The sequence below is a fragment of the Pannus brasiliensis CCIBt3594 genome, from assembly GCF_036688125.1.
Lineage (GTDB): Bacteria > Cyanobacteriota > Cyanobacteriia > Cyanobacteriales > Microcystaceae > Pannus > Pannus brasiliensis.
In genome coordinates this window covers 1-13,152 of the sequence record NZ_JBAFSM010000016.1, presented here as the reverse complement: position 1 = coordinate 13,152, position 13,152 = coordinate 1, and the positions used below count along the sequence as shown (strand labels likewise).

The 13,152-nt window shown below is 51.2% G+C and carries 16 protein-coding genes; 9 read left to right on the top strand and 7 right to left on the bottom strand.

The features are described from left to right. Nucleotides 1–161 precede the first annotated feature (161 nt). A complete protein-coding gene (locus V0288_RS10135; protein ID WP_422661956.1) occupies nt 162–569 on the top strand; it encodes a YidH family protein in 408 nt (135 codons plus the stop codon). A gap of 500 nt (nt 570–1,069) precedes the next feature. After that, nucleotides 1,070–1,987: an exosortase-dependent surface protein XDP2 gene (locus tag V0288_RS10130; protein WP_332864969.1), complete on the top strand. Its 918-nt coding sequence runs from the start codon at nt 1,070–1,072 to the stop codon at nt 1,985–1,987. 352 nt (nt 1,988–2,339) lie between these two features. On the opposite strand, the gene V0288_RS10125 is transcribed toward V0288_RS10130, so the two are convergent. The 4 genes from V0288_RS10125 to V0288_RS10110 all read right to left on the bottom strand — a co-directional run bounded on the left by V0288_RS10125 (nt 2,340) and on the right by V0288_RS10110 (nt 5,709). Beyond that, entirely contained in the window at nt 2,340–3,005 is a 666-nt protein-coding gene (locus tag V0288_RS10125) for a hypothetical protein (protein WP_332864968.1), read from the bottom strand. Between the two features lie 381 nt (nt 3,006–3,386). Continuing rightward, nucleotides 3,387–4,526 carry a cystathionine gamma-synthase gene (locus V0288_RS10120; protein ID WP_332864967.1) on the bottom strand — a complete coding sequence of 380 codons (1,140 nt, stop codon included), beginning with the start codon at nt 4,524–4,526 and terminating at the stop codon, nt 3,387–3,389. Then, a complete protein-coding gene (cysK, locus tag V0288_RS10115; RefSeq protein ID WP_332864966.1) occupies nt 4,526–5,491 on the bottom strand; it encodes a cysteine synthase A in 966 nt (321 codons plus the stop codon). Before cysK ends, V0288_RS10120 begins: the two co-directional genes overlap by 1 nt. A gap of 68 nt (nt 5,492–5,559) precedes the next feature. Continuing rightward, the gene (locus tag V0288_RS10110) at nt 5,560–5,709 is read right to left on the bottom strand and encodes a hypothetical protein (protein WP_332864965.1); all 150 of its coding nucleotides are present in this window, start codon (nt 5,707–5,709) and stop codon (nt 5,560–5,562) included. Nucleotides 5,710–6,367: 658 nt separating this feature from the next. On the opposite strand from V0288_RS10110, the gene V0288_RS10105 reads away from it, so the two are divergent. After that, complete coding sequence (locus V0288_RS10105) at nt 6,368–6,886, top strand: phycocyanin subunit beta (RefSeq protein WP_422661955.1); 519 nt, start codon at nt 6,368–6,370, stop codon at nt 6,884–6,886. Between the two features lie 189 nt (nt 6,887–7,075). After that, nucleotides 7,076–7,567, top strand: a complete 492-nt coding sequence (gene cpcA / locus V0288_RS10100; protein WP_332864963.1) for a phycocyanin subunit alpha — start codon at nt 7,076–7,078, stop codon at nt 7,565–7,567. A gap of 83 nt (nt 7,568–7,650) precedes the next feature. Here cpcA and V0288_RS10095 read toward each other — a convergent pair whose 3' ends face one another. The 3 genes from V0288_RS10095 to V0288_RS10085 form a co-directional block, all read right to left on the bottom strand. Continuing rightward, nucleotides 7,651–8,310 (bottom strand): phosphatase PAP2 family protein, encoded by a 660-nt coding sequence (locus tag V0288_RS10095; protein WP_332864962.1) that lies wholly within the window; start codon nt 8,308–8,310, stop codon nt 7,651–7,653. A 2-nt stretch (nt 8,311–8,312) separates the two neighbouring features. Next, nucleotides 8,313–8,693, bottom strand: coding sequence for a DUF7980 family protein (locus tag V0288_RS10090; protein ID WP_332864961.1), 381 nt, complete (start codon nt 8,691–8,693; stop codon nt 8,313–8,315). Between the two features lie 226 nt (nt 8,694–8,919). After that, nucleotides 8,920–10,005: a sulfate ABC transporter substrate-binding protein gene (locus V0288_RS10085; protein ID WP_422661952.1), complete on the bottom strand. Its 1,086-nt coding sequence runs from the start codon at nt 10,003–10,005 to the stop codon at nt 8,920–8,922. Nucleotides 10,006–10,356: 351 nt separating this feature from the next. On the opposite strand from V0288_RS10085, the gene V0288_RS10080 reads away from it, so the two are divergent. The 5 genes from V0288_RS10080 to V0288_RS10060 form a co-directional block, all read left to right on the top strand. Further along, nucleotides 10,357–10,551: an IS4/Tn5 family transposase DNA-binding protein gene (locus V0288_RS10080; protein WP_332864960.1), complete on the top strand. Its 195-nt coding sequence runs from the start codon at nt 10,357–10,359 to the stop codon at nt 10,549–10,551. 558 nt (nt 10,552–11,109) lie between these two features. Beyond that, nucleotides 11,110–11,406 (top strand): hypothetical protein, encoded by a 297-nt coding sequence (locus tag V0288_RS10075; RefSeq protein ID WP_332864959.1) that lies wholly within the window; start codon nt 11,110–11,112, stop codon nt 11,404–11,406. A 103-nt stretch (nt 11,407–11,509) separates the two neighbouring features. After that, a complete protein-coding gene (locus V0288_RS10070) occupies nt 11,510–11,965 on the top strand; it encodes a hypothetical protein (protein ID WP_332864958.1) in 456 nt (151 codons plus the stop codon). Nucleotides 11,966–12,297: 332 nt separating this feature from the next. After that, nucleotides 12,298–12,678 carry a hypothetical protein gene (locus V0288_RS10065; protein ID WP_332864957.1) on the top strand — a complete coding sequence of 127 codons (381 nt, stop codon included), beginning with the start codon at nt 12,298–12,300 and terminating at the stop codon, nt 12,676–12,678. A gap of 9 nt (nt 12,679–12,687) precedes the next feature. After that, nucleotides 12,688–13,152 (top strand): relaxase/mobilization nuclease domain-containing protein (locus V0288_RS10060; RefSeq protein ID WP_332864956.1); only part of this gene is annotated, 465 nt, incomplete at its 3' end.

The window sequence follows — 13,152 nt, the reverse complement described above, 5'->3', positions numbered from 1 at the left end:
AATCGGGTTTTCTTTGGATTCTCTCGCAAGTTTTATTACAAATTCTCTATCGGTTTACAGTATTATAGGGACAGCACCAATAAGCTCGATCGCTCCCCGTCGAGTCAAAAAGGATGCGATTTTCCCTTTCTCCCTCGTGATTTTTCTGGAGATCGAGCGTGATCGAAACGAAGGAAACCGGCGTACCGAAGAAAATTAATCCGAATCGGGTGCGGGATCATCTAGCCAACGAACGCACCTATCTATCCTGGATGCGAACGGCGATCGCCCTGATGGGGTTCGGAATGGTGATTCTCCGTCTCCGCGCCTTTCACCCACCGATGACCCCCCGACCGGGTTACGGCTGGAAGTTGGGATTATTATTCGCTTTAGTCGGTTTATTAACCGTTTTTCTCAGTACGGCGCACTATTTCAGCGTGAGACGGGATATCGATGAGGATACCTACGAACCCGCCGATCGCTGGGTGATTTTGTTTAGTATGGCGATCGTCCTTCTCGGCGCGGGGATTATCTATTTCGTGGCCGTCAGTCCCGATCTCCTCATCGGGAACATGATGACTTTCGAGTAGCGGGGGCGAGTTTTCGGGAACGGGAGAAAGGGGATCGATCGATCGCCCGGTGAAAGAATAGGAAAAGCAAACTAAGCGTTATTAAACCGAGTACCCCGAAAATCGTAACGTGGGCGCGGGTGTGCCACCAGATTTTGGGGAACGGGGCCGGAACTCGGGAACGAGGTATCCAGCCTCGCTCTTTTTTTCGTGCCGCGGGAACGGGAAGCGTGATCGTCATGGTCACTCATCTCCAAAACACTTAAAACCGATAAACTTAGTGTAGTTGTAGCAGTATCGCACAACTACTCCCGCGAAATCAAGAGGGAAATCGGATTAAGTGGCGGAAAGCGAGATCGATCGCCGATAAATTTTAAGCTTCTCTCGCTAACGCGGATTATCTCTTTCCGATTTTTGTATAAGCGATATCCCTGTAAATTGACTTCCTCGATCGCCCGTGCTAAGACAATAAATACATAAAGTTGATAAGTTTTTTGTATTTTATTGTCCGAGGTGAATCCATGATGCGTCATCTTGTTGTCGGAACACTCGTTAAAGAAGCGCCGAGGGTGATCGCCGCCACCACGACCGGCGTGGCACTCGCACTCGTGACTGGAGCGACCGCGAGCGCGGCAAACTTTCTTCCCTTTTCCTTTCAAACGAACGTCACGGCCAGTCCGAACACGACGGGCAACCCGAACCTCCTGAACGATCCCACCCGAGATGTCCGCTTGGATTCGGTAGTTTTCAACGGTTTAACGGTCGGTCAGTTCGATCTGGTCAACTCGGCCACCGTGATCCGCAACGATACCTATTTCAATGCCGCCGATGGCGAGGCTTACGGGATTCTTCACGCGGGACAAGGGCCGAACACGGCGATCGATCCCCTCGTGGGTGAGGGGCCCGCTAAACCGAACCCCACGGGACAGGATATCGCGGACACGTTGGGCAATTTAAACCTGAATAGTATTCTCGTTACCCGTGAGAATGGGGATTCCGCCATTATCGGGGTTTCTTTCGTCCGTCCCGTGAATACCTTCTTTTTCTGGGAACGGGGCGGAACACCGGGCGGAACGCTGGCGGGAGATAGCGATCTGCTCGTGGAAGCTCTGGCCGATGATGGCGTGACGGTTTTGGCGAGTTATAAGATTTTACGGGCGAATTACACGAAAGCGGACTATAACATCAGCACGATCGTCCCTCCCGTTTTGAATAACGGGCCTTTCAACATCGGCTCGATCGGCATACGACTCGACGGTATCTACACGCGAAACCTGCGGTTGACTAGCGCGGGCAATAATTTAGGGGCGACGAGCGGCGATAACGGGCCGGATTTCAAGGTTATCGCCGCGGATGTGACGGTTCCCGAACCCGGCACGGTGTTGGCTACCTTAGCGGTGGCTAGTATAGGGATCGTTTGGAAACGGGAGAGAAGGTAATCTGGAAGATTTAGCGATCGAGGTAAGAGGTCAAGCGCTCGATCGCTATCGATTAAATCCGGTAATCCATCAAGAAATACACTTTCCCCCCGCGCGCGTTCGCGCTTAACCCCGCGGGCAGACCGTGAGCGATTCCCGTACCGAGAGTTTTCCGACGCTCTATCAAGGCGATCGAGAGGGGGTCAAAGTATCGTGTAACAGGTTTGCGATGACGAGACAGCCACTAAATCCGCCCCCGATAATGGCGATATCGAAACGATCCCGTTCGCGAGAAAAGATGGGAGAAAAAAATTGATTCCGAGAAAGATCGCTCGTGGGCGGATTTAGGGAGAATTATCGGTAAATAACGAGATTAAGCGGCTTTTTGCAGTTCGGCCTTTACGGTCGAGGTCAGGTCTTGCAAGGCTCGATCGCTTTCCTGTAGACTCTGTTTTACCGCGTCGATTCCCTGCTCAATACGGGTTTTTAGAAAAGAGGAGGTTCCTTTTTCGGCGCGCTCGGTGTCGTCCGCGAGGATATCGAGAATTTCGGCCGAGTTACCTAAATTCTGGCGGAGATCCTGTAGATTCTTTTGTAAGGTTTCATTCGCGGTAGTGGAAGCGGAACGGAAAAGATTTTTGCTAAATTTTCCGACTTTTTGCGCGAGATCGTCCAGATCCTCGGCCAGGTTTTCCAGATCATCTTCGTTGTCGTCAATAGCATCTTTATCGGGCGAGGCGCTGGCGAGTTGTGCGGATAAGCTATCGATCGCCGAGTTGGTTTTCTGTACGGTTTTCTCGTAGAAAAGTCGAGCGTCTTCGAGGGATTTCGGCAGGGCGATCTCGGTTTTCTCGGCGGAAGATTCCGCTTTCGGGGAAGTCGGTAGGGTTCGATCGCCGACGACCGCGCGATCGGGGGTCACGGGCAGGGCGATCGCCCGTCCCGGAAAAGAGAGAATTACCGTGAGAGCGAGAACAGACAGTGCTAGGGAAAAAACTCGTTTCGGAAGATTCGTCAGGTTTTTAAACGAGAAACTCATAATAACTCCTTTTTTGGCTAGAAAAATGGGAAATTACAACAAAATACTATAAGTCTATAAAAATAAAGTATTTTTGTCAAGAATGCTCGGTGCTAAATTTATATTCTGCGGGAATATCCTCGCTCGTTTTTGTAACAAACTTTATCGTTTTAAATTTTTTGGATTTTTATTTTCGATCTACCCCGAAAAATCGGTTGATCGATCGCGCGCTTTACTCGTCTAAATTCGCGAGAGAGTTATCGGGATTTTCGGAAGAAGTTCTTTTCTCGATTCCTTGATCGGTAATTTTTTCCGGGTTCGGATATATCTCGCGATTCCAAACCCGCCCCTACGACTGACTCTCTAACCACACAACAATTTTTGAATCCAGCGAGAGGTCTATTATCCGGCTAGGGCGGTTTCTAGATCGCGTTTCAGGTCGTTTTTATTCTCGATACCCACGGATAATCGGAGTAAATTCGGCGTGATTCCCCGTTCTAGTCGTTCGCGCTCCGGTAAAGCGGCGTGAGTCATCAACGTCGGGTAGCAGACGAGAGATTCCACGCCGCCCAAACTTTCCGCGAGGAAAAAGATTTGTAGTCGGGAGGTGAACGATTCCACTTCCGCCAATCCTCCTTTTAAGGCGATACTCATCATCCCCCCGAAGCCGGACATCTGTTCGCGGGCGAGGGAATACTGGGGATGACTCGGTAAACCGGGGTAATAAACTCGATCGATCTTCGGATGGTTGGCGAGGAAATAGGCGAGAAAAAGGGCGTTTTTTTCGTGTTCGCGCATTCGGATCGCCAGGGTTTTCATTCCCCGCAAAACTAACCAACTATCGAAGAGGCTGGGAACCGCGCCGATAGCGTTTTGGTAAAATTTTAAATCGGCGTGGAGGGATTCATCGGAGGTAACGATCGCCCCGCCGACAATATCGCTATGACCCCCTAAATATTTGGTGGTACTGTGAACGACGATATCCGCCCCTAATTCTAAGGGTCTTTGAAAGAAAGGCGAGGCGAAAGTATTATCGACGACCAAGATCAGGTTATGTTTTTTACCGAGCGTCGCGAGCGATCGGATATCGACGAGTTTTAACAGGGGATTGGTGGGCGTTTCGATCCAGATTAATTTCGTGTTCGGTCGGATCGCCTTCTCGAACGTATCGAGATCCTCGATATCCGCGTAAGTGGTCGTTACACCCCAATTACTAACCACCTTTTCCAACAGGCGATAGGTTCCCCCGTACAGGTCGTCGCCCGCGATCAGGTGGTCGCCGTTTTTGAGGAGACTTAATACCGTCGTCGTGGCCGCGAGTCCGGAGGCGAAGGCTAACCCGTATTTGCCGGATTCGATCGAGGCGAGGGCGGCCTCTAGAGCGTCGCGGGTGGGGTTGCCGGTACGGGAGTATTCATAGCCCCGATCCCGGCCGATCCCGTCCTGTTGATAGGTAGACGTGAGATAGATGGGAACCGTGATCGATCCGGTGAGTCGATCGGGTTCCTGTCCCTCGTGAATGGCTCGCGTTTCAAATTCCATTAACTTCCGAGTTCCGTGTATTCGAGATCGTTGAGATCTTTAAAAAGCGGGGTACTGAGGTAACGCTCGCCGAAACTGGGTTGGATCATGACGATCAATTTCCCCTCGTTTTCCGGTCGTTTCCCCACCTGAATCGCCGCCCACAATGCCGCGCCCGCGGAAATTCCCGAGAGTAATCCTTCCTCTCTGGCTAACCGTCGCGCGTAGGCGAAAGCCTCGGTGTCATCGACGACGAGCACCTCGTCGATCAGTTCGGGACGGAAAATCGCCGGGATGAAACCCGCGCCGATCCCTTGAATTTTGTGCGGCCCCGCTTGCCCCCCGGAGAGGACGGGACTATTCGACGGTTCGACGGCCACGACCTGAAAGCGCGGTAGACGGGCTTTCAACACTTCGGCGATGCCGGTGATCGTTCCCCCGGTTCCCACGCCGCCGACGACGATATCCACGCGGCCGTCGGTATCGGTCCAGATCTCCTCGGCGGTGGTTTCCCGGTGGACTTTCGGGTTGGCGGCGTTGCGGAATTGTTGTAGGGAGTACGCGTTCGGAATCTCGTTAACGATCTCCTCGGCGCGGGCGATCGCTCCTTTCATTCCCTGATTTCCCGGCGTTAATTCCAACCGCGCCCCGTAAGCTTTCAGCATCGCCCGCCGTTCTAAACTCATCGTTTCGGGCATAGTGAGGATTAATTGATACCCCTTGGCGGCCGCGACCATCGCGAGGGCGATTCCCGTGTTGCCGGAGGTGGGTTCGACGAGGATGGTTTTCTCGGGATGGATCAGTCCGGCTTTCTCCGCTTCCTCGACCATGCTCACCCCGATGCGGTCTTTCACCGAGGAGGCGGGATTCATGCTCTCTAGTTTGACCACGATCCGGGCGACCACTCCCTCGGAGCGCGGGATCTTGTTGAGTTGGACGAGGGGAGTCCGTCCCACCAATTGCGTGATGTCTCTGACGATCGGCATAGGTCTACTTGCGGCCTGTATGTGTTTTGATTTTATTGTATTTGCATTTTGATTGATATTCAATATATTTACATTTGATTCACATCGCGATCGGCTACGGCCGGTACGGTCGATCGGGAGTCGGCGGGGAAAAGTGCCGCCGATTTTTTCGCGGGAACGGGACGATCGACCCGCGCGGTTCGCCACCACCCGCGGACATTCCCGGTATAGCGGTACACGATTTTTACCCGATGTCCAGCCTTTCTCACTTAGATGAGGTACGGGGTTTCGGGTGGTCGGCGGGAGGCGAGAGGCCGTGTACTTCCTCTTGATTAGAAAGACTGTAAATCGCTTTTTAATCGGTCGAAAAACGTTATACCGATTTTCTGTATAGCGATACACGATCGAGTGAATTTTTCGTTCTCGATCGTGTCGAATTTTCTCTGGATTTCCCCGTATAACTATATACGAAGTTTTCAAAACGTAACCGAATTCTGAATAAAAAAGAAAGCGGTATACCGATTACAGGTATAACCGATCACGATCGAGAGAGTTTCCTGAAAAAAAGATCCAAAAAGAAATAGTTTATGAATCTGCCTAGCAATAATATTTAACAAATATCGATAGGAAAATAGGCTATAAAATTATTCATGGTAATAAATAAGGCAAATTCCGATAGACATACCGAGTATTTATCGAGATCGCGCCTTGTTTTCCTAAATACACGAGCTTTTGCCCGCTCTTTCGAGGAAGCTTTATTCCCGATGGATTCACGATCGAGGTGAGAAAAAATATTTTTCTCGGGGATTTATCCTACCCGATCGAACCGAGGCGAGCTTTTCTATACCTACAAACATTCTGAAATCACATTCGATCGCTAAGGAGATTGAAATTATGGTGTTAGACGCTTTCGCGAAGGTGGTAGCCCAGGCCGATACACGGGGAGAGTATCTCAGTGATAATCAAGTCGATGCCCTCATCGCCTTCGTAAAAGATGGTAACAAACGGGTAGATGTCGTTAACCGTCTTTCTAGTAACGCTTCGGCGATCGTTACCGACGCGGCCCGCCGTCTGTTCGCGGAACAGCCACAATTGGTCGCCCCCGGTGGCAACGCCTACACCAACCGACGCGCCGCCGCCTGCCTGCGGGATCTGGAAATTATCCTGCGCTACGTTACTTACGCCACTTTTACCGGCGATCCGAGCGTACTGGACGATCGGGCTTTGAACGGTCTGCGGGAAACCTACGTCGCGCTCGGGGTTCCGGGGGCTTCCGTCGCGCGGGGCATTAACAAACTCAAAGAAGCCTCGATCGCCATCGCGGGCGATCCCAACGGGATCACGCGGGGGGATTGCAGTTCGATTCTCGCCGAAGTCGCTTCCTACTTCGATCGGGCGGCGGCCGCGGTTTCTTAAGACAGGAGCCGGGAGTCAGAAGCCGGGAAAAAATCGGGAAATAATTTTGGGAAACAAAATTTATCGACGATTTATCGGCCGTGATCTCGCGCTTTCATTCTGGAATCGATCGAGAATTCTTTCCCTCGGGAGTCTCTTCCTTTTAAATTTCACGAACCGAACAATTTTATTGTAGGAGAAATTTCATCCATGAGCAAAACACCCTTAACCGAAGCGGTAGCCACGGCGGACTCTCAAGGTCGCTTTCTCAGCAGTTCCGAACTACAAGTGGCGTTCGGGCGTTTCCGTCAGGCGGCGATCACCCTGGAGGCGGTAAAAACGCTCTCGAAAAAAGCACCGGATCTAGCCTCCGGGGCGGCGAACGCGGTCTATCAGAAATTTCCCTACACCACCCAACTGCAAGGGCCGAACTACGCTTACGATGAGCGGGGAAAAACCAAGTGCGTTCGCGATATCGGTTACTATATCCGGATTATCACCTACGCGCTCGTGGTGGGAGGAACCGGCCCGATCGACGATTATCTCGTCGCCGGTTTGGACGAGATCAACAGCGCTTTCGAGTTATCGCCGAGTTGGTATATCGAAGCCTTGAAATACGTCAAAGCGAATCACGGTTTGTCCGGGGACGCGGCCGTGGAGGCGAATTCCTACATTGACTACGTGATTAACGCCCTGAGCTAACCCGCGTCATCACACGATCGAACAATCTCCTAAATTTACCCCGGGATGAGCGCCGGGGCTTTTTTTCGGCGAATTCACCGTTGTCAATCGGGAGGAACCGCGGGAAAATTCGCCCTCGGTGTCCCGAATAACCCGCGAAAGACGAGATAGATGATCGACGACCAGGCGATCGCCAGCATCCAAGAACCGAGAATATCGGTCGGGAAATGTACCCCTAGATAGAGGCGCGTCCAGGCGATCGCCAGAACGAAAGGAATCCCGACGAGTAAAACCGCGACGAACCAGCGAGTTCGCCAGGACAGGATCGCCAGAGAAATCACGAGCAGGGAGCTAAATAACGCGTGACCGCTCGGAAAAGCGAAATCTAGGGGTAAGGGATAAAATAACTCCCACAATTGCGGGCGAACTCGATGGAAGGCGATTTTCAGGTTATAACTAATCGCCCAACCGCCCACGACCATCAAAAGTAAATAGGCGAACCCGTACCGATATTTTTTCAGGGCGAAAACGAGGAGTAAAATCGCCGTTACGGGGGCGACCCCCCACTCGGTTCCCAGCCCCGTGAGTTTTTCCGCTAAATAATCCAGTTCCGGGGCGCGGGTTTGATGGATCGCCAGAAGTAACGCTTTTTCCCAAGAAAGTCCGGTCGGGTTATGCCGGATAGCGACCGCGATATCTACGAAACTTAAGACGGGAAGGGAGATTCCCAGAACGATCGACAGAAGTAATTTCCACGTCGGCATGATTAGGGAGAGAGAACGGCGATCGGGGGCAGGGTCGGCAATTCGAGAATTTTGAATTGAATTAAGGCTAGAATTACGAACGTGTAGACGGTCGAGGAAAGTAATCCGTTTCTCAATTCTTTCCGCCAATCCCGTTCTCGATCGCTATTATGAATCAGTTCCTTCGCCCCGAATTGCATGAGTAGAATTCCCACCACGTTCGAGAGCCAGTAACCGATCATGGCCGCGGGTAAAAAGAAATCCGCGTGGAACCAAGCGATTAAACGGCCGAAACCGTAGGCGATCGGTAGATTGAAGATCAGATCGTTCCACCAGCACAACGGCGAAAGCATATAACCGACTACTACGAGGGAACCGTTTTTGATTTTGTTCAGTATATCCATGTCGATCTATCGTTCGGTTGTCATCGATCGGGGAAAGGAAAAATGTCGTTTTCTCGCATGTTTCGCCAGGGAGCCGCCGAGTTACGACTATACTTTTCAAGATGATTCAATATTCCCGAAAATTGTTCTTGAAATATCGAAATATCGATTCCGACCGGTATCGAGCGCTGAATTTTCCTGTAGATGGCGGGATACCATCTACAGTCGATCGGCGAGACGATGGGATTTAACGCTGGATCTGGTCGAAAATCGCCCCGTCCGCGAAGAATTTTTTCTGGATCTCGCTCCAACTACCGATCGCCGATGCTGGAAACAGTTTCGCGACTTTCGGGTATTGTTTGCCGAATTCATTGGCGACCGTACCGTTCACGGGACGGAAACCGACCTTGGCGAACTCTCTCTGCGCTTCGGGAGTGAACAGGAACCGCGCGAAGGCCGTGGCGACCTCTCTCGTTTTGCGTTTATCGACGATCTTATCGACCACGGCCACCGGCGGATCGATCGAAACATTCACCGCGGGAATGGTATAGGAAAAATCGGTCTCGCCTTTCTGTCTCGCTAGAATCACCTCGTTCTCGTAGTTGAGCAGAACATCCCCCTGATCCTGTTTAAAGAATACGTCGGTAGCCTCGCGCGCGTCCTTGGGTAATACGGGGACATTCTTATACACGTTCCGGACGAAATTCGTCGCCTGTTGCTCGTTCCCGCCGTTGCGAGTCACCGACCCCCAGAGGGCGAGGAAATTCCAACGGGCGACCCCGGAAGTTTTCGGGTTGGCGGTGATCACTTTAATCCCCGGTTTGGCGAGATCCGGCCAGTTGCGGATTCCTTTCGGGTTGCCCTTGCGGGTGACGAGGGCGACGACGGAACGGGTGACGATGCCGTTATTGGGCAGTTCTTTCTGCCATCCCGCGCCGACTAAACCGGCTTTCTGTAGACGTTCCACATCCGAACCGATCGCTAGATTGACCACGTCCGCCTCCAGACCATCGATCACGGCGCGGGTTTGCGAGCCGGAGCCACCGTAACTTTGCTTGATCACCACATCTTGGTTTTTCTCGCGTTTCCACTTGTTCACGAACAGGGGGATGATTTTCGAGTAAGCGGACTGGGTAACGGCGTAGGAGACGAGGGTAATCTCGACGGATTTTTGTTTGGTCTCTTGTTTGCCGGCATCGATCGGCGATAGGTTCCCCGACGCGGACACGGGGCGGAACGCGAAGCCGACACCCGCTATGACGAGAGCGGCGGTAGATAGGGAAAGAACGGGTAATAGGGTCTGATGCTTACGAGGCTCGGGTTTGTCGGTCACGATAAATCGTCTCCTCATCAAAATACATTAAATTGATAGACATACTGGATTTGTGTATTATGTATTATATATAGATTAAAAATAAAATGCAATACAATTAGAATTCAATTTTATTGCGAATAGTTGTCGATTAACAGAATAGCCCGAGTCTTGGTAGAGTCGAGGGAGGGTCTTATCTCTCGCCCCTCTGTCGGTTAAGATTGGAGAATCGCCTCTCCGCCCCCCCCCAAGAACGGAACGTGATACTTGTCCTTAGTTTTCCCGTTAAGTCCCGAATATAGCCCGGGGAGGCAAGATATTCTTGAGTTCGTTATTGGGGTAGACTAGAGAAAACTTAGGGACGAGAAAAAAATGCTGAATTGGTGGGAAAAGAATTTCACGGGCTACCGACTAGGAGACGAACGACTTAACGACCGAGCTTTCTCTACCGGCAAGGCGTTAAGTCCGGGATTCGGGACAGCACTCTCGGAAATCTTCGCGAGAGCTAACGAATTAAAGAGAGCCTATGAATTTTTGCCAATGGGAAAACGGATTTCGGCAAAATAATCGAGCCGCACTGTCAGCCTTTCAACCGCCGCCGTCGAGGAATATGAGGTGATTGTATCGGTAGGGGACACTACCTTTCTAGATTATCTCTCTTGTGTCAATCTGGGAGGAGAATTAATTTTTTAAGGTCTGAAACCCTTGCCTGAAGGGGATTCGCTCTTTATTTCCGAGTATCAATTCAATCTTCCTATTTTCTACTGGCTAAACCAATTGAAACCCTTGCCATTCAAGGACTCTGGCCTTTGAGACCTGAAAACGCCTCCGAAAGTGACACAAGAGAGTTATCGCGGGATCAAAGTCAAAAAAGAAGGTTACGGACCGACCAGAGCGGGTGGCAACGGATTGATACTGCACAGTGCCCTGGCCATCGAACCATCGGAAGGGCAACCCCTCGGTTTGTTATGGCAGAAACTTTGGACTCGTCCAACCAAAGCCAGTCCGCCAGTCGGGGAAACTCCAGAGGAGAAAAAGCGGAGACGGGCAAAAGCGAAGAAAGAAGCAAGATCTAGATCCTTTTCGGAAAAGGAATTTTATAAATGGGTCAAGGCTCTCGATAGAGTGGATAAACAAGTAGAAGGGAACACGAGAGTGATTCATGTTTTTGACCGCAAGGGAGATATTGCCGAGGTCTTCGACCGGGTACGGGAATTGAAGCACACGGGAGTCCTGGTGCGGGCTACTTATAACCGAAGTCTAGACCTGACGGGCGAACGTCTTTGGCAGAAAATGGAATCCGAGCCGAACTGGCTTAGAGGGTGCTTCGCTCCCGCTTTCACGCGGGAAATCGAGGTTCCCGCCGCGGCGGGAAGAAAAGCACGTTCATGCGACACTGGCAGTACGTTTCCGTCCGATTAAATTACGAACCCCCTATCGATTCGATAACCGAGACCCTTTAAAGGTTTACGCGGTTTACACGGTGGAAATCTCGCCCCCGGACGGAGAGACCCCTTTATATGGGATGCTTCTGACTACTGAAAAGGTAGAGGATGTTCAAGCGGCGACGACGATTCTTCGTTGGTATACCTATCGCTGGCACGTCGAGGAATCTCCTAAAATTCTCAAGTCGGGATGCGAGAGCGAGCGTTATCGCCACTCGGCCGAGAGAATGAAAACTTTATTGGACTTTTTAAGTGTCATCGCTGTCGAACTGTTAACGATTACTTATCTCCACCGTACCCGACCGTCCGCCCCGGGCACGGAAATTTTCGACCCCGTTCAACTGGCCGTTTTGAAAGCCAGAGCGCGAACCCGACCGCCCGAAACTTTAACGATTTCTCAAGCGGTTGAAGTGGTGGCCACGGGGGGCTATCTCGAACATCGTCATCGAACCCCGCTCGGCATTCAAGTTCTCTGGCGGGGTTGGTTGAAATTACACGACCTTTGTGAAGGCTGGAAGCTGGTAAAAGAGACTTAACGGGAAAACTAAGGGTAGGGAAAAGTACGTGACCTTACCGAATTCGATCGCTCTCCCCGAAAGCGAATCGAAGCACTTTAGAAGCACTATGACGGTAAGCGTTTTCCCGTCAGTTACAAGACATCTGTAAGTCTTTTTTCGTCATCGAAACGCCACGCGGAAGAATTCTCTCACACAACACGATCTTCCAAACGCTTCCTTTTAACTTCGCGTTACTTTCTATCGACTTACTTGGTACTTTTAACCGCTTCCTTACGAGGCGTAAATTCGGAGAGCGAGCCATGTAAGTGTCATACAATTTTCTCTTTTTTATGCCACAATAAAAATGATCGGTGTCTCCTGTAATCGATCGGGGAGGAAAAGTTTTGAGCGCGAAAGAGGTGAAAGACAGTGTGGTTAGCGTCCGTTTTCTACGAGAGGAAAAACAACGGCTAACCGAGATAGCGACCGAACAACATCGAAGCTTGAGTGAAATGATCAGGTCGAACTGGCGGAGCCAGCGCTTCGCTCCCGCTCTCGGCCATCTAAAGAGAGAAAGGAAAAAAATTGTCCCGGAAGTCAACAGGAAACTCTACTTTGAACTGGGAAAGATTTCCGAGCGGCTTCAGGACGAAGAACTCGATCGAGCCGCTTTGGTCGATCTCGAAAAATTTCTCGTTCGTGTCCGCAGAGAATTACTCGGTTTAGAGCCACTTCCTGATCGGGAGGAGTGATCGATCATCATGATCGCCAAACAGATTCAAGGCACGGATTTTCACAAAGTTCTCGATTACGTTCATAACAAATCGGGAGCGAGATTAATCGGCTCGAATATGACGGGACAAGATCCCGACACCCTAGCCGAAGAATTTCGCGTGTCCTCGCATTTGAGAGAGCGGCTAACCAAGCGGGTCTATCATGTCAGTCTGTCCGCATCCCCCACGGAAAAGTTAACCGATCGAGCGTGGGTGGAAATCGCCCGCGCCTATCTCAAAGGGATGGAGTTCGATCGCAATCAACACGTTATCTATCGCCACATCGATCGAGAACACGAGCATATCCATATCGTCGCCAGCCGCATTCGGATCACCGACGGATCGATCGTGGCGGATTCTTGGAATTACAGGCGATCGGCTGTAGGGGCGACAAGGCAGCTGAAAGCCTTGCCCAATAAGGAACACAAGGGTGTAAGATCGAAAAAGATAGGT